Source organism: Microvirgula curvata, from assembly GCF_054781615.1.
The window spans coordinates 79943-101065 of record NZ_BAAGUB010000004.1 but is presented as its reverse complement, the minus strand read 5'-3'; the positions used below and the strand labels follow the sequence as shown (position 1 = coordinate 101065).

Annotated in this window: 24 protein-coding genes and 1 tRNA gene; 15 read left to right on the top strand and 10 right to left on the bottom strand. The window is 66.3% G+C overall.

The annotated features are described in order from the left end of the window. The first annotated feature begins 1 nt into the window (after position 1). Both ACYVG8_RS02610 and ACYVG8_RS02605 read left to right on the top strand, forming a co-directional pair. On the top strand, positions 2-877 hold the full coding sequence (locus ACYVG8_RS02610; protein WP_460744975.1) for a LysR substrate-binding domain-containing protein: 876 nt from the start codon (positions 2-4) through the stop codon (positions 875-877). A 228-nt stretch (positions 878-1105) separates the two neighbouring features. Further along, on the top strand, positions 1106-2026 hold the full coding sequence (locus ACYVG8_RS02605) for a branched-chain amino acid transaminase (RefSeq protein WP_028499592.1): 921 nt from the start codon (positions 1106-1108) through the stop codon (positions 2024-2026). 21 nt (positions 2027-2047) lie between these two features. Here the strand turns inward: ACYVG8_RS02605 and ACYVG8_RS02600 are convergent, their stop codons facing one another. Both ACYVG8_RS02600 and ACYVG8_RS02595 read right to left on the bottom strand, forming a co-directional pair. Then, complete coding sequence (locus tag ACYVG8_RS02600) at positions 2048-2974, bottom strand: bestrophin family protein (RefSeq protein WP_028499591.1); 927 nt, start codon at positions 2972-2974, stop codon at positions 2048-2050. Positions 2975-2978: 4 nt separating this feature from the next. Continuing rightward, complete coding sequence (locus ACYVG8_RS02595) at positions 2979-4991, bottom strand: UvrD-helicase domain-containing protein (RefSeq protein WP_028499590.1); 2013 nt, start codon at positions 4989-4991, stop codon at positions 2979-2981. Positions 4992-5148: 157 nt separating this feature from the next. On the opposite strand from ACYVG8_RS02595, the gene ACYVG8_RS02590 reads away from it, so the two are divergent. Beyond that, entirely contained in the window at positions 5149-5976 is an 828-nt protein-coding gene (locus ACYVG8_RS02590; RefSeq protein ID WP_028499589.1) for a symmetrical bis(5'-nucleosyl)-tetraphosphatase, read from the top strand. Here ACYVG8_RS02590 and ACYVG8_RS02585 read toward each other — a convergent pair. Beyond that, complete coding sequence (locus ACYVG8_RS02585) at positions 5906-6718, bottom strand: lysophospholipid acyltransferase family protein (protein WP_028499588.1); 813 nt, start codon at positions 6716-6718, stop codon at positions 5906-5908. The genes ACYVG8_RS02590 and ACYVG8_RS02585 overlap by 71 nt on opposite strands. Positions 6719-6779: 61 nt before the next feature. After that, positions 6780-7595, bottom strand: coding sequence for a bifunctional DNA-formamidopyrimidine glycosylase/DNA-(apurinic or apyrimidinic site) lyase (gene mutM / locus ACYVG8_RS02580; RefSeq protein WP_028499587.1), 816 nt, complete (start codon positions 7593-7595; stop codon positions 6780-6782). 122 nt (positions 7596-7717) lie between these two features. Between mutM and ACYVG8_RS02575 the strand changes: the two genes are divergently transcribed. The 7 genes from ACYVG8_RS02575 to pth all read left to right on the top strand — a co-directional run bounded on the left by ACYVG8_RS02575 (position 7718) and on the right by pth (position 13297). After that, positions 7718-9469 (top strand): tetratricopeptide repeat protein, encoded by a 1752-nt coding sequence (locus ACYVG8_RS02575; protein ID WP_028499586.1) that lies wholly within the window; start codon positions 7718-7720, stop codon positions 9467-9469. Then, a complete protein-coding gene (locus ACYVG8_RS02570) occupies positions 9466-10014 on the top strand; it encodes an outer membrane lipoprotein LolB (RefSeq protein WP_028499585.1) in 549 nt (182 codons plus the stop codon). The genes ACYVG8_RS02575 and ACYVG8_RS02570 overlap by 4 nt, the downstream gene beginning before the upstream one ends. A gap of 38 nt (positions 10015-10052) precedes the next feature. Beyond that, a complete protein-coding gene (gene ispE / locus ACYVG8_RS02565; protein WP_028499584.1) occupies positions 10053-10889 on the top strand; it encodes a 4-(cytidine 5'-diphospho)-2-C-methyl-D-erythritol kinase in 837 nt (278 codons plus the stop codon). Positions 10890-10898: 9 nt separating this feature from the next. Continuing rightward, positions 10899-10973: transfer RNA gene (locus tag ACYVG8_RS02560), tRNA-Gln, on the top strand. 93 nt (positions 10974-11066) lie between these two features. Next, positions 11067-12020 carry a ribose-phosphate pyrophosphokinase gene (locus ACYVG8_RS02555; protein WP_107889244.1) on the top strand — a complete coding sequence of 318 codons (954 nt, stop codon included), beginning with the start codon at positions 11067-11069 and terminating at the stop codon, positions 12018-12020. Between the two features lie 69 nt (positions 12021-12089). Next, a complete protein-coding gene (locus ACYVG8_RS02550; RefSeq protein ID WP_028499582.1) occupies positions 12090-12644 on the top strand; it encodes a 50S ribosomal protein L25/general stress protein Ctc in 555 nt (184 codons plus the stop codon). Between the two features lie 83 nt (positions 12645-12727). Beyond that, positions 12728-13297, top strand: a complete 570-nt coding sequence (gene pth / locus ACYVG8_RS02545; RefSeq protein ID WP_028499581.1) for an aminoacyl-tRNA hydrolase — start codon at positions 12728-12730, stop codon at positions 13295-13297. A gap of 39 nt (positions 13298-13336) precedes the next feature. On the opposite strand, the gene ACYVG8_RS02540 is transcribed toward pth, so the two are convergent. Continuing rightward, entirely contained in the window at positions 13337-14098 is a 762-nt protein-coding gene (locus ACYVG8_RS02540; protein ID WP_028499580.1) for a DUF2189 domain-containing protein, read from the bottom strand. A 343-nt stretch (positions 14099-14441) separates the two neighbouring features. Here ACYVG8_RS02540 and ACYVG8_RS02535 point away from each other — a divergent pair, with 343 nt between their 5' ends. The 4 genes from ACYVG8_RS02535 to ACYVG8_RS02520 all read left to right on the top strand — a co-directional run bounded on the left by ACYVG8_RS02535 (position 14442) and on the right by ACYVG8_RS02520 (position 16521). Beyond that, a complete protein-coding gene (locus ACYVG8_RS02535; protein ID WP_028499579.1) occupies positions 14442-14783 on the top strand; it encodes an FKBP-type peptidyl-prolyl cis-trans isomerase in 342 nt (113 codons plus the stop codon). An 88-nt stretch (positions 14784-14871) separates the two neighbouring features. Further along, positions 14872-15777 (top strand): MerR family transcriptional regulator, encoded by a 906-nt coding sequence (locus ACYVG8_RS02530; RefSeq protein WP_199905561.1) that lies wholly within the window; start codon positions 14872-14874, stop codon positions 15775-15777. A 100-nt stretch (positions 15778-15877) separates the two neighbouring features. Next, positions 15878-16195: a c-type cytochrome gene (locus ACYVG8_RS02525; protein WP_028499577.1), complete on the top strand. Its 318-nt coding sequence runs from the start codon at positions 15878-15880 to the stop codon at positions 16193-16195. Next, positions 16192-16521, top strand: a complete 330-nt coding sequence (locus tag ACYVG8_RS02520; RefSeq protein ID WP_028499576.1) for a c-type cytochrome — start codon at positions 16192-16194, stop codon at positions 16519-16521. Before ACYVG8_RS02525 ends, ACYVG8_RS02520 begins: the two co-directional genes overlap by 4 nt. A gap of 8 nt (positions 16522-16529) precedes the next feature. Here ACYVG8_RS02520 and ACYVG8_RS02515 read toward each other — a convergent pair whose 3' ends face one another. Genes ACYVG8_RS02515 through ACYVG8_RS02505 form a run of 3 tightly spaced genes read right to left on the bottom strand, consistent with a single transcriptional unit; the run spans position 16530 to position 18440 of the window. Further along, the gene (locus ACYVG8_RS02515; RefSeq protein ID WP_107889248.1) at positions 16530-17093 is read right to left on the bottom strand and encodes a GNAT family N-acetyltransferase; all 564 of its coding nucleotides are present in this window, start codon (positions 17091-17093) and stop codon (positions 16530-16532) included. After that, a complete protein-coding gene (gene ubiA / locus ACYVG8_RS02510; protein WP_028499575.1) occupies positions 17080-17940 on the bottom strand; it encodes a 4-hydroxybenzoate octaprenyltransferase in 861 nt (286 codons plus the stop codon). The genes ACYVG8_RS02515 and ubiA overlap by 14 nt, the downstream gene beginning before the upstream one ends. After that, positions 17937-18440 carry a chorismate--pyruvate lyase family protein gene (locus ACYVG8_RS02505; protein ID WP_028499574.1) on the bottom strand — a complete coding sequence of 168 codons (504 nt, stop codon included), beginning with the start codon at positions 18438-18440 and terminating at the stop codon, positions 17937-17939. The genes ubiA and ACYVG8_RS02505 overlap by 4 nt, the downstream gene beginning before the upstream one ends. 110 nt (positions 18441-18550) lie before the next feature. Between ACYVG8_RS02505 and ACYVG8_RS02500 the strand changes: the two genes are divergently transcribed. Then, the gene (locus ACYVG8_RS02500) at positions 18551-19012 is read left to right on the top strand and encodes a SixA phosphatase family protein (protein WP_234413023.1); all 462 of its coding nucleotides are present in this window, start codon (positions 18551-18553) and stop codon (positions 19010-19012) included. On the opposite strand, the gene ACYVG8_RS02495 is transcribed toward ACYVG8_RS02500, so the two are convergent. Next, a complete protein-coding gene (locus tag ACYVG8_RS02495) occupies positions 19009-20376 on the bottom strand; it encodes an ATP-binding protein (RefSeq protein ID WP_051528909.1) in 1368 nt (455 codons plus the stop codon). The genes ACYVG8_RS02500 and ACYVG8_RS02495 overlap by 4 nt on opposite strands. After that, positions 20373-21032: a response regulator gene (locus tag ACYVG8_RS02490; RefSeq protein ID WP_028499571.1), complete on the bottom strand. Its 660-nt coding sequence runs from the start codon at positions 21030-21032 to the stop codon at positions 20373-20375. Before ACYVG8_RS02490 ends, ACYVG8_RS02495 begins: the two co-directional genes overlap by 4 nt. Positions 21033-21123 lie beyond the last annotated feature (91 nt).

The window sequence follows — 21123 nt, the reverse complement described above, 5'->3', positions numbered from 1 at the left end:
CATGAGCGATGGCCTGCCGCCCCTGCACACCCTGCCTGCCTTTGCCGCTGCGGCGCGGCTGGGCAGCTTCCAGGACGCCGCCGCGCAACTGGCGCTGACGCCGTCGGCGGTCAGCCACCGCATCCGTGTGCTGGAAACCCATCTCGGCCAGGCGCTGTTCGTGCGGGGACACCGTCAGGTGCGGCTGACCGAGGCCGGCCAGCGCTATCTGGCGGGGGTGGCGCCGGCGCTGGAAGCGCTGTTGGCGGCGACCTCCGCGCTGTCGCCGCGTCCGCTGCGTCGCCTGCGGCTGTCGGTGGCACCGGCACTGGGCGGCAAATGGCTGGTCGGCCAGCTGGCGGCCTGGCAGACGCAATATCCCGATATCGAGCTGGAACTCACCACCTCCATCGACCTGGCGCCGCTGCTGAATGGCGAGGCCGATCTCGCGCTGCGTTTCGGCGAGGAAGACTGGCCGGGCTTCGATGCCTGGAAGCTGTTCGATGCGACCGTGTTCCCGGTCTGCAGTCCGGCGCTGTTCAATACCCTGGACGGCCTGCCCGATCCGTCCGCCCTGCTGCATACCCGCCTGCTGCGCCACCCGCTGCTGTCATGGTCGCGCTGGTTCGCCGCCGCCGGCCTGAGCGTGCCCGAGCCTGAACGCGGGCCGAGATTCAACGATGCCCTGCTGATGCTGGAGGCTGCCGTGGCCGGGCAGGGCGTGGCGCTGATGGTCGACGCGCTGGCGGCGCCGTATCTGGACAGCGGCGCCCTGGTCCGCCCGCTGCCATGCGCGTGCCCGGACCGGGCCTTCTACGCGGTGGCGCTGCCACGCGGCCATGCGCAGCCGTGGATCACCGACTTCATTCGCTGGCTGGTCCACCGCGCCCGCGGCTGACCCTTTCCCGGTCTGGTTTCGCTTCGGATGAAAATGATTCATCTGCGAGCGGAAACTTTCATTTGTCCGCCTTCCCGATCCCCGCCAGTCTGTCCCTACCGACACGCGCCATGCGTTGTCCGTGATCTGCCGGCTCCACCCCTGCCGGCCAGCGGCGACGCGTGCCCCATCCCGATCCGGGGTGGCCAGTGGTTTTCCCTTTCCCCGGACATCGATGGAGTACGAAAAATGAGCATGGAACAACGCAACGGCTGGATCTGGATGGATGGTGAATGGCTGCCCTGGGGCGATGCCCGGGTGCACGTGATGACCCATACCCTGCATTATGGTTATGGCTGTTTTGAGGGCATCCGTGCCTATCCGACCGCCAGCGGTCCCGCCCTGTTTCGCCTGGACGACCATATCCGCCGGCTGCGCGACTCTGCCCGGCTGATGGCACTCGACCTCGACTGGTCGGCCGATGCGCTGGCCGACGCCTGCCGCGAGGCCGTGCGCCGCAACGGGCTGACATCGGCCTATCTGCGGCCGCTGCTGTTTCTCGGCGCGGAAAAGGCCGGGGTCGACCCGGCCGGCGCGTCCACCCACGGCATGATTGCCGCATGGGAATGGGGCGCGTATCTGGGGGACGGCGCGCTGGACAACGGTATCCGGGTCAAGACCTCGTCCTTCGTCCGCGCCTCGCCGAATGCGCAGCTGTTCCGGGTCAAGGCGGTGGCCGGCTACGCGAACTCCATTCTGGCCTGCCGCGAAGTGCGCCGGGACGGCTACGACGAGGCGCTGCTGCTGGATGGCGATGGCTACGTGGCCGAGGGCTCGGGAGAAAACGTGTTTATCGTCCGCGATGGTGAACTGATCGAACCGGACAGCGCCTGCGCGCTGGACGGCATCACCCGGCGCACGGTGATCGCGCTGGCGGCCGATATGGGGCTGACCACCAGCCGGCGGCGGCTGACGCGCGACGACCTGTACCTGGCGGACGAGATGTTCTTCACCGGCACGGCGGCCGAAGTGACGCCGGTGGTCGAACTCGACCGGCGGCAGATCGGCGACGGCCGGCCCGGGCCGGTAACCCGGGCACTGCAGGCGCGCTACTTCGCCTGCGTGCGCGGCGAGGACCGCAGCCACCCGGACTGGCTGCAGCCGGCCTGAGCGGCGGGCACGGGCCGCGCCTCAGTGCAGCACGAAGTGGCGCGGCTCGGGCTCCAGCGGCAGGGCGTCGCCATCGTCGAGCATTTCCCGCAGCGAGGTCTCGATGGTGTGGCAGATCGCACCGAGCGCCAGGTCGTTCGGCTGGACGCCGAACGGATCGGCGATTTCCTCGCCGATTTCGTCCAGACCGAAGAAGGTGTAGGCGATAAAGGTCGAGATCAGCGGCGTCAGCCAGCCGATGCTGCTGGACAGGGCCATCGGCAGCAGCAGGCAGTAGACCATTACCGTGCGGTTCAGCAGCACGTGATAGGTATACGGGATCGGCGTGCCGGCAATGCGTTCGCACGCGCCGACCACCTCCGACAGCGTGCACAGGCTGCGGTCCATCGACTGCAGTTGCAGGTCGCTGATCCAGCCGTGCCGGTGGGCCTGGCTGGCGGTTTCACCGAGCCACAGCAGCAGCATGGCCGGCTTGAAGCGTGCGCTGCCGATGCGCGCGGCCACCTCGGCCGGCAGCAGCCGGTCCAGGTCGGCCTGGGCGTCGTCGTTGCGCAACTGGTGGCGCAGCGAGTGGGCAAAGGCGATCTGGCCGTTGACCATGTGCCGGCGGCAGTCGGCATGCAGCGGCGACACCAGCGACAGCACCTGTCGCGTCAGCGACCGGGCATTGATCAGCAGGCTGCCCCAGTGCTGGCGCGCTTCCCAGAACCGGTTGTAGCTGACGCTGTTGCGGAAGCCGAGAAAGATTGCCAGCGCCAGCCCCATCAGCGTGAACGGCTGCAGGTTCAGCACTTCCCCGGGAAACAGGTGGGCCCACCACGGCGTGGCCAGCACGCAGAACACCGAAATGACAAACACGATGCCCAGCTGCGGCAGAATGCGGCGGAGAATCGAGCCGTGCCAGACGAACAGCAACTGCAGCGACGACTTGTGCGGACGGATGATCATGCCATTACTCCGCCGGTTTGCGCTTCGAGGCCAGCATCTCGCGCAGATTGGCCAGCCTGGCCTTGCCCTCGTCGCGGGTCACCTGCTGCGGCTGGCCGGGCTTGCCGAAGAAGCGGATATCGTCGCCGTTGATCTCGCCGATAAAGCGCGACGGTTCGCAGAACACCCATTCGCCGGCGCGCTTGCGCTTTACACAGTGGCTCAGGGTCAGCGTGCGCTGCGCGCGGGTAATGCCGACATACATCAATCTGCGTTCCTCTTCGACCATGCCGGTGTCGATCGATTCCTGATGCGGCAGGATGCCTTCCTCGCAGCCGATCAGGTATACATGCGGGTATTCCAGCCCCTTGGACGCGTGCAGCGTGGACAGCCGCACCGCATCCGGCGCCTCTTCGCCCTCGCGACCCTCGAGCAGCGTGATCAGGGCGATGGTCTGGGTCAGCTCGACCAGGTTCTTGCCATCGGCCTCGCCCTTGCGTTCCAGCCAGCCGCACAGCTCCTGCACGTTCTTCCACTTGCTTTCCGCCGGACGCGGCTCCTCGCTGTCATACAGCCACTGCTCGTAGCGGATGGCCGTCAGCAGTTCGCGGATCAGCGGACCGGCCGGTTCGCGCACGGCGCGGAACCCCATCCGTTCGATATAGTCGCAGAACTGCTGCAGCGGTTCGAGCTGCGCCGGCTGGATGCGGCCCTGCAGACCGTGCTCGCGTGCGGCGGTGAACAGCGAGACATGGCGCTCGCCGGCATAGGCGCCAAGCTTTTCCAGCGTGGTATTGCCGATGCCGCGCTTGGGGGTGGTCACGGCGCGGATAAAGGCCGGGTCGTCGTCCGGGTTGGCGATCAGGCGCAGATAGCCGAGCACGTCCTTGATTTCCGCCCGGTCGTAGAACGACTGGCCGCCGGAAATGGCATACGGAATCTTGTGTTCGCGGAATACCTGCTCGATCAGCCGCGCCTGGTGATTGCCGCGGTAGAGCACGGCATAGTCGCGGAAATCGGTCCGGTGTTCGAATTTGTGCGCCAGCAGCCGCTGGGCGACCATGTGCGCTTCGCCATCGTCGTCGCGGCACTGCACGGCCCGCAGCGGCTCGCCGAGCCCGAGTTCGCTCCACAGCTGCTTCTCGAACAGCTTCGGATTGTTGGAAATCACGCTGTTGGCCGCGCGCAGGATGCGGGCGGTCGAACGGTAGTTCTGCTCCAGCTTGATCACGTGCAGGCGCGGATAGTCGCGCGGCAGTTGCGCCAGATTCTCGACATTGGCGCCGCGCCAGGCGTAGATCGACTGGTCGTCGTCGCCGACTGCCGTAAACATGCCGCGCACGCCGGCCAGCAGCTTGACCAGCAGGTACTGGCAGGTATTGGTGTCCTGGTATTCGTCGATCAGCAGATAGCGCAGCTTCGCCTGCCATTTTTCCAGCGCTTCGCGGTCGGTCTCGAACAGCCGCACCGGCAGTCGGATCAGGTCGTCGAAGTCCATTGCCTGGTAGGCGAGCAGCGTATCCTGATAGTTCAGATAGATGCGGGCGGCAATGCGCTCGAACTCGTTGCCGGCGCCGACCAGCGCGCTTTCCGGCGCCAGCAGGTCGTTCTTCCAGCGCGAGATCTGGCTCTGCACCCGGCGGATCTCGTCCTTGCTGGTGGTGGCGAGCAGATCGGAGATGATCTTTGCGGCATCGGCCGAATCGAGAATCGAAAACTGCGGCTTGTAGCCGACGCGCGGCGCTTCCTGGCGCAGAATTTGCAGGCCTAGCGAGTGGAAGGTGCTGACGGTCAGTCCGCGCGACGCGTCGGCCGGCAGCAGCTTGCCGACCCGCTCCAGCATCTCGCGCGCCGCCTTGTTGGTGAAGGTGATGGCGGCGATATTGCGCGCCGACATTCCGCCTTCGCGAACCAGATAGGCGATCTTCTGCGTGATGACCCGCGTCTTGCCGCTGCCCGCGCCGGCCAGCACCAGCAGGGGGCCGTCAAGGTAGCGGACCGCCGCGCGCTGCGGCGGATTCATATCGGCGATGGACATCGTGCGGGCCTGTGGCTTCCTGAGTTCGTCAACAAGGCGTCGTATTCTATCAGGTAAGATCGGCCTGACCCGCCAGGCAGACCACTGGTACGGGCCGGGCACGAAAGGCGCCAGCAGGACCGGCGCCGGCCTGATGATGCAAATATCTGGAGAAAACATGGCCACCTACGCGATCGGCGACATTCAGGGCTGCTTCCGTCAATTCGAACAACTGCTCCGCCTGATCGACTTCTCCCCGTCACGCGACCACCTGTGGCTGACCGGCGATCTGGTCAACCGCGGGCCGGATTCGCTCGGCATGCTGCGCTGGGCATTCAAGTACCAGGACAGCCTCAGCATGGTGCTCGGCAATCATGACCTGCACCTGCTGGCAGTGTCGGAAGGCTTTGGCCGGGTCAAGCCGGACGATACGCTGCTCGACATCCTGGATGCCGCCGACGGCAAGATTCTGCTCGACTGGCTGCGCATGCAGCCGCTGATGATCGCGGGCGAAGGCTATGCGATGGTCCACGCCGGGCTGCTGCCGTCATGGAGCATCCGCAAGGCCCTGCGTCTGGCTGAAGAAGTGGAAGCCGAACTGTCCGGGCCGAACTACCGGGCCTTTTTCAGCCGCATGTACGGCAACAAGCCGGTTCGCTGGAGCGACGACCTGAAAGGCATCGACCGGCTGCGGATGATCGTCAACGTGATGACGCGCATGCGGCTGATCACCCGCGACGGCGAACTGGATCTGGCCTTCAAGGGCGAACTGGCCGATGCACCGGCCAGCCTGATCGCCTGGTTCGATGCGCCGAACCCGCGCTGGAGCGATACGCCGCTGATCTTCGGCCACTGGTCGGCACTGGGACTGCGGCTGGACGACCGTGTGCTGGCCATCGATACCGGCTGCCTGTGGGGCGGCAGCCTGACGGCGGTCAGGCTGTCTGATCGGCAGGCGTTTCAGCTGCCATGTCCCACGTTTCGTCCTGTCCAGCAGGCAGCCTGAGCGCGCCGGCGATACGGGCGTAGGCGGTCAGCGCCAGCTGGTGGCGACTCTGGTTGACGGCATGGTACGGCGTGGGGAAGGTCAGTTCGACAATGGTCTGGCGTTCGCTGAGCAGCCGCCAGACCGAGCCGAGAAAGTGGATCTGGTCGATGTACGGCGCGGCCGTCGACAGCTCGCCACTGGCGTTCAGATAGCGGATGGCAACCGGTTGCACCACGCTGCCGGCGCGCAGCGCCGACTCGAACAGTGACGCCTTGAATGGCAGCAGCCGGGCACCGTCGGTGGTGGTGCCTTCGGGGAAGACCGCCATCGCGTCCCCGCTGAGCATGGCATTGGCCAGCATGTCGTTGACGCGCATCGCATCGCGCCGCGAACCACGTTCGATATACAGCGTGCCGGCACGGGTCACCAGCCAGCCGAGCACCGGCCAGCGGCGAATCTCGCTCTTGGCGACAAAGCGTGACATCGACACGCTGCACATGGCGAAGATGTCCAGCCACGACACGTGGTTGGCGACCAGCAGCGTATTGGCCGGAATCAGCTCCGGCTGGTTGCCGATGACGCGGATCTCGACACCGGTCAGCCGCAGCAGGCGCCGCGACCAGTCGCGGCCGGCGTGAGCGCGGCCGGCGCGATTCAGTTTGCCGTAGCGGAAGGAAACCAGGCCGAGGCCGGCCATCAGGTGGCCGAGCAGGCGGGCGACGCGCCACAGGCGGCCGGGCAGGGGAAGACGGTTGTTCATGACGCTGAAAATACCTGCAATTGGCTACGATCTCAAAAAACCCTGATGGACGCAAAGCGCATCAGCACTGGCAGTGCGGGCAGTAAAAGCTGGAGCGCTGGCCGATGCGCACGCTGGCGACCGGACCGCCGCAGACCGGGCATGGCCAGCCGTCGCGGCCGTAGACCGCATAGGTCTGCTGGAAGTAGCCGGGCTTGCCGATGGCGTCGGTAAAGTCGCGCAGCGTGCTGCCGCCGGCGGCAATGGCACGGGTCAGCACTTCACGCACTTCCGCGACCAGCCGCGCGCAGGCATCGGCATCCAGGCTGTTTGCGGCGCGGCGCGGATCGATGCGGGCGGCGAACAGCGCCTCGTTCGCATAGATATTGCCGACGCCGACCACTACATGGTTGTCCATCAGCACGGTCTTGATGGCTGCGCGCTTGCTGCGGGTGGCGGCATACAGCCGCGCGCCATCGAACTCCTCCGACAGCGGTTCCGGCCCCAGCCGCGCCAGCAGCGGGTGCAGTTCGGGCGGACCGATATGCCAGAGCACTGCGCCGAAGCGGCGCGGGTCGCGAAAACGCAGCGTGCTGGCGCCGAACACCAGATCCAGATGGTCATGTTTTTCCGGCGCCAGGCCGGTCTCGACCATGCGGATGCTGCCGGACATGCCGAGGTGCATGATCAGCCGGCATTCCTGGCCGAAGTCGATCAGCAGGTATTTGGCACGGCGCGACACGCTGCGTACCGTCAGGCCGGTCAGGTGGGCGGGCAGGGCAGGATCGATCGGCCAGCGCAGGCGCGGATCGCGAATAGTGACGTCGGTGACGGTCCGGCCGGTGATGTGCGGCGTCAGGCCGGCGCGCACGGTTTCGACTTCGGGGAGTTCGGGCATCGATTCAGGCGGCAGCAAAATACGATAACGCGCGATGATACGGTACGGAATGCTGCTGAGCGGCGTGTTATGCTGAAAAGTATCAACCTCTTTGTCCACTTCTCCTGCGGCAGAACGACTTCATGAACCTTCATCGCCCGGCACTCGGACTTTTGCTGACCCTGTTGCTCGCTGCCTGCGCGAGTACCGCCAAACCCGTTACCGGTTCGCCCGGCGGCTCCGAGGCCGACCTGCTGACCGCCCAGAACGAGGCCCGTGCCGAGGAAGAAGCGCGTCTGCCGAAGGTCGAGATGAACGAGGACCTGCTGTTCGGTCTGCTGGCCAGCGAGTACGCGGCGCAGAACGGCCAGACCGCCGCCGCGGCCAGTACCTATCTGGAGCTGGCGCAGGAAGTCCGCGATCCGCGCCTGGCGCGGCGGGCGGCCGAACTGTCGCTGGTCGGTGGCAACCTGAACATGGCGCTGGCATCGCTGTCGCTGTGGAGCGCGCTGGACCCCGAGTCCGAGCAGGCGCGGCTGCAGCTGGCACTGGCGCTGGCCCGCACCGGCCGGCTGGCCGAGGCGCGGCCGCTGTTCGATTCGCTGCTGAGCGTGCCGTCGCGTGCGCCGGCGCTGTTCAGCCATATCGCGGTACTTGCCCCGCGTCAGGCGGACAAGCAGGGCAATTACGAAGTCGTGCAGGAACTGGCCCAGCGTTTCCCGACACTGCCGGAATCGCGCTTTGCGCTGTCGGCCTCGGCGACTGAAGTCGGTGCCGATGCGGTCGCCGATCAGGCGATCCACCAGCTGGCATCATCGCGGCCGGACTGGGTGATCCCGGTCATGTGGCGGGTCGAGCGGCTGCGTGCACTGCGTCCGGCCCTGGCCGCGCCGTTCCTGAAACAGGCGCTGGCCGACCGGCCGAAGTCGCCGCTGGAACTGCAGCTGTCCTACCCGCGGCTGCTGGTGGCTGACCGGCAATATGACCAGGCCCGGGCCGAATTCACCCGGCTGGACAAGCGCAACCCGAACAACCCCGACATCCTGTACGCGATCGGCATCCTCGACTACGAGCACAAGGACTATGACGATGCCGAGCGTCACCTGAAGGCGGCCAGTGCGGCCGGCTATCGTGACCCGGCCTTCATCCTGCTGACGCTGGGACAGATGGAGGACGAACAGAAACGCCCCGAGCAGGCCCGTGCCTATTACGAGCAGGTCGGTCAGGGTGCGTACTATCCGCAGGCACAGGCGCGCATCGCCAGCCTCGAAGCCCAGTCCGGCCAGCTGAACGCCGCACTGGCCCGTATCGAGAAGCTGGGGCCCGACCTGAAGGAACCGGCACGGCTGGAACTGTGGCGCGCCCAGCTGGCGCGTGACGCCGGCCAGCAGGACCGTGCCTACGCGATCCTGAGCACGGCGCTGCGCAAGTATCCGGCCGCGCTGGAGCTGTGGTACGAGCGCGGCATTCTCGCCGACCAGCTCGGTCGCCCGGGCCAGGCCGAAAGCGATCTGCGCCACGCGCTGAAGCTCGATCCGAACTCGATGCAGACCCGGAACGCACTCGGCTACACGCTGGCCAATCGCGGCATCAAGCTGGCCGAAGCCCGGCAACTGATCGAAAAGGCGCTGGCCGACAGCCCCGACAACGGGATGGTCATGGACAGCATGGGCTGGGTCCTGTTCAGGCAGGGCCGGCTGACCGAAGCCTACGACTGGCTGCAGCGCGCGTATGCGGCACTGCCGGATGGCGAGATCGCCGCCCACATGATCGAAGTGCTGGTCAAACAGGGCAAGGTCGCTGACGCGCGCGCGCTGGCCGCCAACATGCTGACCCTGCACCCGGACAGCGACGTGCTGGCCGAGACGGTCAAGCGGCTGAAGGTGCAGCCATGAGCCGCTGGCATCGGCTGCTGGCGCTGCTGCCGGTCGTGCTGATGGCCGCCTGTGCGCAGCTGCGGCCGATGGCGCCGGTCGATGCCGGTCATCAGGCCGAGGCCCCCGACTTCCGCATCGACGGCCGTCTGGCGGTCAAGGCGACCGGCAAGGGGCACTACGGCAATTTCGACTGGAAACGGGTCGCCGGCGTCGATGACGTCGCGGTCATGTCGCCGCTGGGCCAGATCGTCGCCACACTGAACCGCCAGCGTGATGCCGTATGCCTGGTGGCCCACCAGCGCGAACGCTGCGCGGCCGACACCGAGCAACTGACCGAGGCCGAACTGGGCTGGCCGCTGCCGCTCGACAACCTCGGCTGGTGGATCCTCGGCCGTCCGGCCCCCGGCGCCTGGCAGCAGGACGGGGCCGGCTTTGTCCAGGACGGCTGGCGCATCGTCGCCGAGAGTCCGGTCGACACCCCGGCCGGTCCGCGCCCGACCCGCGTCACGCTGACCCGCGGCAGCGACCTGGAAATCAGGTTCGCCATCAACGGCTGGCAATAAGCCGCGCCGTCCCTTCCTGTCTTTCCCGGTCCGATCGCATGACGTTTCACGCCTTTCCCGCTCCCGCCAAACTCAATCTGTCACTGCATGTCGTCGGCCGCCGCGCCGACGGCTATCACCTGCTGGAGACAGTGTTCCGCTTTATCGACCTGTGCGACACCATCGAACTGGCCGTGCGTGACGATGGCGCCATCGTGCTGGACACGCCGACGCCCGGCGTCGACCCGGCCCTGGACCTGACCGTGCGCGCCGCCCGGGCGCTGCAGGCGGCCAGCGGCACGCGACTGGGCGCCTCGATCCGGATCGACAAGCGCATCCCGATGGGCGGCGGTCTGGGCGGCGGCAGCTCGGATGCGGCTACGGTTTTGCTGGCATTGAATCGGCTGTGGGGCTGCGGGTTGTCCAGAACCGCGCTGCAAATGCTCGGTTTGACCCTTGGCGCCGATGTGCCGGTTTTCATTTATGGACGCCCGGCGTTCGCGAGCGGAATCGGTGAAGAATTAACGACTTGTGTCGTGCCGGACGCCTGGTATGTGGTGCTGCATCCGGACGCGCATGTGCCGACTGCGAAAATTTTCGCGTCGGAGCTGTTGACACGCAATTCGACCATCTCCATAATGCGAAGCCTCTCGGATGTGACGCGACGCAGGAACGACATGCAAAGCGTTGTTTTCCAAGAGTTTCCGCAGGTTGCAAAGTGCCATCAACGACTGAGTGAGTTTGGTCCGGCGTTGATGACGGGTTCCGGAAGTTGCGTTTTTCTGGAATGCGAAACGGAGCAGCAAGCAAATACAGTTTACCGATCCGTGTCGGACGAATATCGGGGATTCGTGGTCAAGGGACTGCAGGATCATCCGCTGTACGAGACGGATTGACGGTTATACTGGGGAGTCGCCAAGTGGTAAGGCATCGGATTTTGATTCCGACATTCGTAGGTTCGATCCCTACCTCCCCAGCCAATCCAATACGAAAAGTGCGAATAAAAGCATAACGCAAGCGTGTAAGTTAAATCGGACTTACACGCTTTTTGTTTGTCTTGAATCGGAATACACATGGCCGCTTACGACAGCTTGATGGTCTTTACCGGGACCGCCAACCCAGAACTCGCACACAGTGTCGTCAAACACCTGGACATCACCCTCGGCCGCGCCGACGTGGGCCGCTTCAGCGATGGCGAAGTCGCCATCGAGCTGCTGGAAAATGTCCGTGGACGCGATGTGTTCGTGCTGCAGTCGACGTGTGCGCCGACCAATGACAACCTGATGGAAATCCTGACCACCGTCGATGCGCTGAAGCGCGCGTCGGCCGGCCGGATCACGGCAGCCATCCCGTACTTCGGCTACGCCCGCCAGGACCGCCGTCCGCGTTCGGCCCGCGTGCCGATCACCGCCAAGCTGGTGGCGAACATGCTGACGTCGGCCGGTATCGACCGCATCCTGACCGTCGACCTGCATGCCGACCAGATCCAGGGCTTCTTCGACATTCCGGTGGACAACATCTACGCCACGCCGGTGCTGCTGAAGGACATCCAGTCGCAGAGCATCGAGAACCTGACCGTGGTCAGCCCGGACATCGGCGGTGTGGTGCGTGCCCGTGCCATGGCCAAGGCGCTGCATGCCGACCTGGCGATCATCGACAAGCGTCGTCCGAAGGCCAACGTGGCCGAAGTGATGAACATCATCGGTGACATCCAGGGCCGGACCTGTCTGATCGTCGACGACATGATCGATACTGCCAACACCCTGTGCAAGGCGGCCGCCGCGCTGAAGGTCAAGGGTGCTGCCCGCGTGCTGGCCTATGCGACCCACCCGGTGTTCTCGGGTCAGGCGGTCGAGCGGATCAAGACTTCCGAGATCGACCAGGTGGTCGTGACCGATACCATCCCGCTGTCCGAAGAAGCGCTGGCCTGCTCGAACATCCGCGTGGTGTCCATCGCCGGTCTGCTTGGCGAGACGCTGCGCCGCATCAATAACGAAGAATCGGTGAGCTATCTGTTCATGGATTGATTTCCGGGCGCACAAGCGCCCGTCACAACGCCGGCTGGTCGCGGCCGGTGTCCCAACTGGAGTATCACAATGACTATCGAAGTTATCGCTCAAAAGCGTGACGATCAGGGGTCTGGTGCGAGCCGCCGCCTGCGTCGCGCTGGTCAGGTTCCGGGCGTGATCTATGGCAATGGCGAAGCCAAGGCCATCTCGCTCGACCACAACACCCTGTTCTACGCGCTGAAGGATGACGATTTCCACGGCTCGGTGCTGAACATGATCGTTGATGGCGCTGCCGAGCAGGTCATCCTGCGCGACGTGCAACAGCACGCGTACAAGCAACAAGTGCTGCACGCCGACTTCCAGCGCGTGGAAGCCAACGTGCCGCTGACCGCCAAGGTTCGCCTGTCCTTCATCAACGCCGACATCTCGCCGGCGGTGAAGCTGGGTGGCAAGCTGATCAGCCGCATCGTCAGCGAAGTGCAAGTCGTGGCCCTGCCGGCCAACCTGCCGTCGTCGCTGGTGGTGGACCTGAGCACGCTGCAAGCCGGCGAAGCCATCCACTTGTCGGACCTGAAGCTGCCGGAAGGTGCCGAACTGGCATCGCTGCGCCGCGGTCACGACCTGGCCGTGGCCCGCGCCTGAGTTTCTGCGCGTACACGACAAAACGGCTCGCTGCCTGCAGCGGGCCGTTTTTTCATTCACTCTCCCCAGAATCCCATTGAGCCATGAGTCAGATTCGCCTGATCGTCGGCCTCGGCAACCCCGGGCCGGACTACGCCGATACGCGCCATAACGCCGGTTTCTGGTTCCTGGACCAGATTGCACACCAGGAACGGGCCACGCCGCGCCTCGAAGCCAAGTTCTTCGGCCAGTATGCGCGTGCCGGCGAGCTGCATCTGCTGTGGCCGCAGACCTACATGAACGCCTCGGGGCGCGCGGTGGCTGCGGTCGCGAAATTCTTCAAGATCATGCCGGATGAAATCCTGGTCGTTCATGACGAACTCGACCTGCCGCCCGGTGCTGCCCGGTTCAAGCTCGGCGGTGGCCATGGCGGCCACAACGGGCTGAAGGACATCATCGCGGCACTCGGCGGTCCGGATTTCTGGCGGCTGCGACTCGGCATCGGTCATCCCGGCGATCGCAATGAAGTGGTCAACTTCGTACTGAAGCGCCCGCGCGCCGAAGAGCAGACCCTGATCGACATTGCCATGAACCATGCGCTGGACGTGCTGCCGCAGGTGCGCGACGGCGACTTCGCCTCGGCAATGAAAACCCTGCATACGGCGGCCAGGTAGGCAGGGGACGGGGGACGGGCAATCCGCCCCCCGCGGGCCTCACTCGACCAGGGCGCGGTACGCGTGCCAGCTGGCCAGCCCGATCAGCGGCATCAGGATCGCCAGCCCCACCGCAAAGGTGGCGAAGCCGATGACCGTCAGCAGCGCGATCAGCCCGGCCCAGACCAGCATGGCGGGGATGTTCTTCGCCGTGGCGTGCAGGCTGGTCAGGATTGCGGTCACGGTGTCGACATTGCGATCCAGCATCATCGGGATGGCCACCACGCTGAAGCTGAAGGCCACGGCGGCGAAGATCAGCCCGAGTCCGAAATAGACCACCAGGAAACCGAGGTTTCCGGCCGTGAACGCATTGGCGACGATATCGGACAGCGCCGGGATGTCGCCGGTATAGAACAGCGCGAACATCAGCTGCGAAATCCGGAACCAGAAGAAAACCAGCATGGCCAGCATCACCGCGAACAGCGTGATGCCGGGCAGGTTCGCCCGCCAGGCGGTCAGCGTCGGCAGCAGGTGGACTTCACCGTGCTGTTCCAGCCGTTGCGCAATGTCGTACAGCCCGATCGACAGGAACGGGCCCAGCAGCAGGAAGGCGGTTGCGCAGGTGATCACGTATTCCGGCCGGTTGCCGAAATAGAAGAACATCAGATAGCCCATGACCACGAAGGCGGCGCCGTAGAACAGGCTGACGGCCGGTGCGCGGCGAAAGTCGAGCAGGGCATGCAGCAGCCACGACAGGGGGGCGGCGGCGTCGACATGACGCACGGCGGGCGGACGGGTGACGGGGGCGTGTGTGATGTCCATGGCGGCTTTCCTCGGCAGCGGTGAGCGGTTCGCCATCCCGGTCGGGCGGCGGAGTCGGGTGCGAAGGCTGACGCAGCGGGGCAGAACGTCCCCTCTCCCGGAAGGGCAAGCGCGCAGAGGGCGCCCACCCGTTTCCCCGGCAGCCGCGGGCTGCCGCTATGGTGTTGTCCTGTGGTTATAGACAGTGCGCGCCTGCTGGCAAGCCCCGGTGGTCGGGTCGTCCCGCCGGTCGGGCTTTGTCCTGCGCCTCATCCTGCTTACAATCGGCATCCCCGGCGTCGGCTCTGGCATCCTGCCGCCGCCCGCGCCGCCATCCGGATCTGACCCCCACGAGGAGACACACATGAGCACAACGACCACCGACAGCGGACTGGTGATTGAAGAACTGGAAGTCGGTACCGGCGACGAGGCCCGTGCCGGCCGCGAAGTCACCGTGCATTACACCGGCTGGCTGACCGATGGCACCAAGTTCGATTCGAGCGTGGACCGCGCCCAGCCGTTCAGCTTTCCGCTTGGCGCCGGCCATGTGATCAAGGGCTGGGACGAAGGCGTCAGCGGCATGAAGGTCGGCGGCAAGCGCAAGCTGACCATTCCGGCCTCGCTCGGCTATGGCGCCCGTGGCGCCGGCGGCGTGATTCCGCCGAATGCCACGCTGGTGTTTGAAGTCGAGCTGCTGCGCGTCTGAGTTCGCCATTGCGTGATCCGGCCGGTGCCGGCCGGATCACGCATGGCATAATCGGCGCACCCCCTACATTGCCTACGGCATGGACCCCATGAACCTGATACCGCACGGACTGCCCATCAGCGCCGTCGAGCGCGAGACCGGCATCGCCAAGGATCTGCTGCGCATGTGGGAACGGCGTTACGGCTTTCCCGAGCCGGCCCGTGACGACCAGGGTGACCGGCTGTATCCGCGCGAACAGATCGACAAGCTGCGGCTGGTACGCCGGCTGATGGACCTCGGCTTCCGGCCGGGCAAGGTCATGCACCTCGACAGCGACGCGCTGGAACGGATGATCGACGTGCACGAGCCGCGCCGCGAGGCCTCGCCGTCGACCCATGACATGGTCCGCCTGCTGCGCGGACGCGACCATTACGCCGTTCGCGACTATCTGCACATCCAGCTGGATACCCTCGGCACCCGTCCGTTCGTCTGCGACTTTCTCAGCGAGACCATCGAGCAGGTCGGCAGTGCCTGGATGCGCGGCGAAATCGAAGTCTACGAAGAGCATCTGTACACCGAACAGATCAACCGCGTGCTGCGCGAGGCACTGGCGCGGCTGGCGATGCCGGCCGAGCGCCCGCGGGTGATCCTGACCACCTGTCCCGGCGAACAGCACGTGATCGGCGTGCTGATGGTCGAGGCGATGCTGCGGCTGGCCGGCTGCGAAACCCTGGCCTTCGGTCCGGAAATGCCGTTTACCGATACCGCGCACGCCACGGTCAAGCACGATGCCGACGTGGTCGCGCTGTCGTTCTCCGGCGCCTATGACGGCGACGTGCAGGATGCGACGGCATCGCTGCTGGAATTGCTGCCGCCGGACGTCGAGCTGTGGGTCGGCGGCGCCGGTTGCCGCGGGCTGCGCTCGCGGCCGCGCTGCGAGGTGATGACCGAGCTGTCCGGCATCGACGGCATCGTCGCCGCCTGGCGGGCACGTCAGGCGGCACGCCAGGAGTAAGTCTCCCGCGTTCATTCCGCCATGGCAGCCGGCGGCGACAGCCGCTATAAACCGGTTGTCATCGCCTGTGCGATGGCTGTCAGGACAAAGGACCGTGCCCATGCTCCGACTGCCTTCATGGTGGCTGCTCGCCGCCGTCTGTACGCTGCCGGCGCTGGCTGCGCCCGGCAATCCGGCCGCCGGACGCGACAAGACCGCCATGTGCGCCGGCTGTCACGGCATTCCCGGCTACCGCACCGCCTATCCGGCGGTGTATTCGGTGCCGCTGATTGGCGGACAGAAAGCGCGTTACCTGGAAGCGGCGCTGCATGCATATCGTGCCGGCGAACGCAGCCACTCGGGCATGCAGGCGATTGCCCGCAGCCTGTCCGACCAGGATATCGCCGATCTGGCGGCTTTCTACGGGAGCGGAAAATGACCCGTTGCGGAGAAGGTGCAGCCCTGCTGCTGGCCATCGCCGTGCTGCTGGCGTCCGGTACGGCGCGGGCGGTCGGTGTGGAGGAGCGGGCGCGGACCCAGTGCGCGGCCTGTCATGGCGCCGACGGGCGGGGCGTGTCGGATGACTTTCCGGCGCTGGCCGGCCAGCATGCCGACTATCTGGCCCGGGCGCTGGCCGACTACCAGCACGGCGCCCGCCGCAACGCCATCATGCAGGCGCAGGTGACCGGGCTGACCGCTGACGAGATCACGGCGCTGGCCGAGCATTTCGCCCGCCTGCCGGGGCCGCTGCGGGTCCGGCGCTGAGCGGCCGGCTATTTGCCGCTGTCGCGCGCGCCGGTATCCGCCGCCAGCATGTCCAGGTTCGGCCAGTGATAGCACAGCGAGATGGTGGTGCCGCCATCCGGCGTGACGATGGTTTCCCGCGTGACCTCGCTGCCGCCATAGCGGCGGAAGAAGCCGCTGGCACTGCGATTGGCCGCGTAGACCCACAGGTGCATGCCGCCGGACTGGCCGTACGTGCGCAGTTCGCGGCAGGCCTCGGCCAGCAGCCGGCGGCCGATGCCGCGGCCACGGGCGGCCGGTGCGACGTGCAGATTGTCGAGCAGGGCGCCGAAACGGCTGTCGACATCGGGAAATACGCAGACAAAACCGAGCACGACCCCATCGGCGCTTTCCGCCAGCAGCACCCGTGGCGGTGCATCGCCGCCCATCCGGCTCAACCACAGCGCCAGCCGTTCGGCCGGCGCCTCGTCATCCAGATACGCATGCTTGAGGATGTCGCGATAGTCCAGCTGCCAGCTCTCGGTATGGATGCGGGCAATGGCGGCGGCATCTGCGGCAACGGCCGCGCGCAGGTGCAGGTCAGCGCAGCGCATAGTCGATGACGATGCCGACGAAGATCGCCAGCCCGACCCGGTTGTTGTCGAGGAATACCTTGAAGCACACCGCGCGGTCGCGGCCACGGATCTGCCCCATCTGGATGCCGATCAGCACGGCGGCCACCACCAGCCCGGCCAGATACGGCCAGCCCATGCCCAGCTGCGGCCCCAGCAGTGCCATCAGCAGCAGGAAGGTCGCATGGCAGATGCCGACGGCGAGCACATCGTGCCGGCCGAAGGTAATGGCCGAGGTCTTGATGCCGATCTTCAGGTCGTCCGGGCGGTCGGTGATGGCATAGCAGGTGTCGTAGGCCACGGTCCAGAAGGCATTGGCGACGAACATCCACCAGGCGACCAGCGGAATGGTGTCCTGGATCGCGGCGAAGGCCATCGGGATGCCGAAGCCGAATGCCAGGCCGAGATAGGCTTGCGGCACGGCGAAGAAGCGCTTGGTGAACGGGTAGCTGACGGCAAGGAACAGTGCCGGCAGACTCATGGCCCAGGTCAGGTGGTTCAGCGGCAGGATCAGCAGCCCGGCCAGCAGCGCCAGACCGGCGGCCAGCAGCAGGGCTTCCTTCTTGCTGACCGCGCCACGCGGAAACGGGCGCTGGCGGGTCCGGTCGACGGCGCCGTCGAAATCGCGGTCGGCATAGTCGTTGACCACGCAGCCGGCCGAGCGCATCAGAAAGGTGCCGAGGGTGAAGATCGCCAGCACCGGCAGCGGCGGCACGCCGCCAGAGGCGATCCACAATGCCCACCACGTCGGCCACAGCAGCAGGAAGGTGCCGATCGGCTTGTCGATCCGCATCAACTGGCTGTAAGTAATCAGGCGTTCGCGATTCATGGCAGGAACCCGGTCAGGGCGGGCAGGAAAACCTCCTGCACCAGCAGCCGCCCGCCGTGGCGGGCAAAGGTCGAACGACGTGCAAACAGTGACGGCCCATCGCCGGGGTGCAACGCCTGGCCGGCGGACAGGGTCGCGTATTCGAGCGGGCCGCGAAGAATGTCGTTGTCGTCGCCGAACAGCGAATAGCCGAGCGAGCGGCCGCCGCGGTCCAGCACGGCACGCCAGCCGTCATCCGCCGACAGGCTGCGGGCGGCAATCACCGCCACGCCATCCAGCGTCAGCCGGACCTGGCGCACCAGCACGACGCTGTCGCTGGCGATGCCCAGACAGGCCGCCTCGTCGGCGCGCGGAACGGTGGCCTCCAGTGCCTGCAGTTCGACAGCGAATGCATGGCCAGTGGCGAGCAGGCGGGCGGTCAGCGAGCCCTGCTCGCTGAGCCAGTCCGGATAGGCGCAGTCGGCCGGAACGGCGGACTGCCAGTCGGGAAGCGAAGTCATCCCTGCATTATGCCAAATACCTCGCCCCGGATCGGTATTGGCGGCGATTTTTTGCCTGCAGGCGACAGTCTGCGACAATGGAGGCCCGGATTTGCAACAAGGATACGACCATGATCGAACTGGTGCTGTGGCGACATGCCGAAGCCGAAGACGGCAGTCCGGACCTGAACCGGGCGCTGACGCGCCGCGGACAGGTGCAGGCGGCATCGATGGCGGAGTGGCTGCGGCCGCGCCTGCCGGACCGGGTACGGATTTTTGTCAGCGAGGCGCGCCGCTCGCAGCAGACGGCCGCGCACCTGGGCAAGCATGCGCAAGTGCTGCCGGAACTGAATCCGGACCAGCCGTGGGAACGCGTGCTGTCGGCCATCGACTGGCCGGAATGCGGCGAGTCACTGGTGGTGGTCGGCCATCAGCCGTGGATTGGCCAGGTAGCCTCGCAGCTGCTGACCGGCACGCCGACCATGCTGACGATCAAGAAGGGCGCGGCATGGTGGTTCGCCCGCCGCCAGCGCCAGGGCGACGGGCAGATCCTGCTGCGGACGGTGATGATGCCGTCGCTGCTTGATGGCTAGCCGACCCGGCTCAGTCTGGCGATGAAGCCGCCGCCGGGGCGGTTGTCCAGCGTCAGCTTCAGCCCGTGCAGCTCGGCGATGCGCTCGGCGATCGACAGGCCGAGCCCGCTGCCGCTGGCCTGCTGGCCTTCCGGTCGCGAGAAGCGCTCCTTGACCCGTTCCAGCCATTCCGGCGCGACGCCGGGGCCGTTGTCGCAGACCGACAGCGCGGCCGCGTCGCACTCGACCCATACCTCGCCGCCCGGCGGGGTGTAGCGGATGGCGTTGTCGATCAGGTTGCGCAGCAGGATTTCCAGCATGCCTTCGTCGCCGGCCAGTGGCCAGATCACGCCCTCGGCCGGTGCCGTCAGCGTGATGGCGCGGGTATCGGCGGCGTCGGCGCACAGCACGACCGCGCGTCGTGCGCACAGTGCCAGGTCGGCCGGACGTCGATCGGCCGCGGCCAGGTGGTCGAGCCGGGCCAGTGTCAGCAGTTGCTCTATCAGCCGCGTGGCGCGATCGATGCCGCTCATGACCTTGGCCAGCGCGCGCCGGCGCGACGCGTCGTCACCGGCCATCATCGCCACTTCCAGCTGTACGCGCAGCGCGGCCAGCGGCGTGCGCAACTCGTGTGCGGCATCGGCGGTAAAGCGGCGCTCGTTGGCGAGCGTGGTTTCCAGTCGCGCGAACAGCCGGTTCAGTGCGACCACCAGCGGACCGACTTCGGCCGGCACCGGTGCGGCGATCGGCGCCAGATTGTCCGGGGCGCGCTCGCGCACGTCGCGCGCCAGCCGGTCGACCGGGCGCAGGCTGCGGCGCACCCCCCACCACATCAGCACCAGCAGCGCCGGCAATGCCATCAGCCACGGCATCATCTGGCCGAGCACCAGCCGGCTGACCAGCTTGTTGCGGGTTTTCATGCGCTGGCCGACCAGGGCGAACGCGTCGTTGTTCCGGTCGTGCAGGTAGAACAGCCGCCATTCGCGGTTGTCGATGCGGACGTTGTAAAAGCCCTTGTAGTCGCGGCTGAACGGCAGTTCGGTCTGGTTGATGTCGGCGATGATGATTTCGCCGGCGCCGTTGCGCAGCTGAAAGGCGATATCGGCGTCCATTTCCTCTTCGTCGCCGTCATCGAACAGTTCGTGCAGCGTGCGCGGCAGCGTCGGGCGGATCTTGTAGCCCTGGGCGCGGGCCTCGAGATTGACCGAGGCCAGGATCTGGGCGAAGAACGCCTGCTCGGTATCGAACAGTTCGTTGACCGCCAGCGAGGCGGCACGGTAGTTGATGACGGCGCTGACCATCCACGCCGCAGGCAGCAGGATCAGGAATGCCGTCAGCAGCCGTCGCTTCAGCGACGGGACGCCGCGCAGCCTGCCGACCTTCATGCCTCGCCCAACTGGTAGCCGACCCCGCGCACGGTACGGATCAGCTGGCTGCCGAGTTTCTTGCGCAGGTGGTGGACGTGGACCTCCAGCGCATTGCTGTCCAGTTCCTGGGCCCAGCCGTACAGCTTTTCTTCGAGCAGCGCGCGCGGCAGTACGCGGTTCTTGTTTTCAAGGAACAGTTCCAGCAGCTGGAATTCCTTGGCGGTCAGCTCGACCGCCCGGCCGTCCTGGCTGACGGTGCGCGCATTCGGGTCGAGGATCAGCGTCCCGTGCTCGAACACCGGATTGGCGCGGCCGTGCGAGCGGCGGATCAGCGCGCGCAGCCGGGCCACCAGCTCGCCGAGGGCAAACGGCTTGACCAGATAGTCGTCGGCGCCGGCGTCGAGGCCCTTGATGCGGTCCTCGACCGCATCGCGCGCGGTCAGGATCAGCACCGGCGTCATCACCTGCTGGCGGCGCCAGTCGGACAGCACGTCCAGCCCGGACACGCGCGGCAGGCCCAGATCCAGCACCACGGCATCATACGGCGCGGCGGCCATGGCGGCGCGGGCGGCGGCACCGTCCTTCATCCAGTCGACATTGAAACCGGATTGGCGCAAACCGGCTTCCAGCCCGTCGCCGAGCAGGGGATCGTCTTCAACCAGCAGCACTCTCATGACCTTGACTCCGATAAGGGTTCCGGCGGAATGGTAACGCGGTCGCAGCCGGCAAAAAATAAAAAAGGCCGGTTGATGACCGACCCGGGGA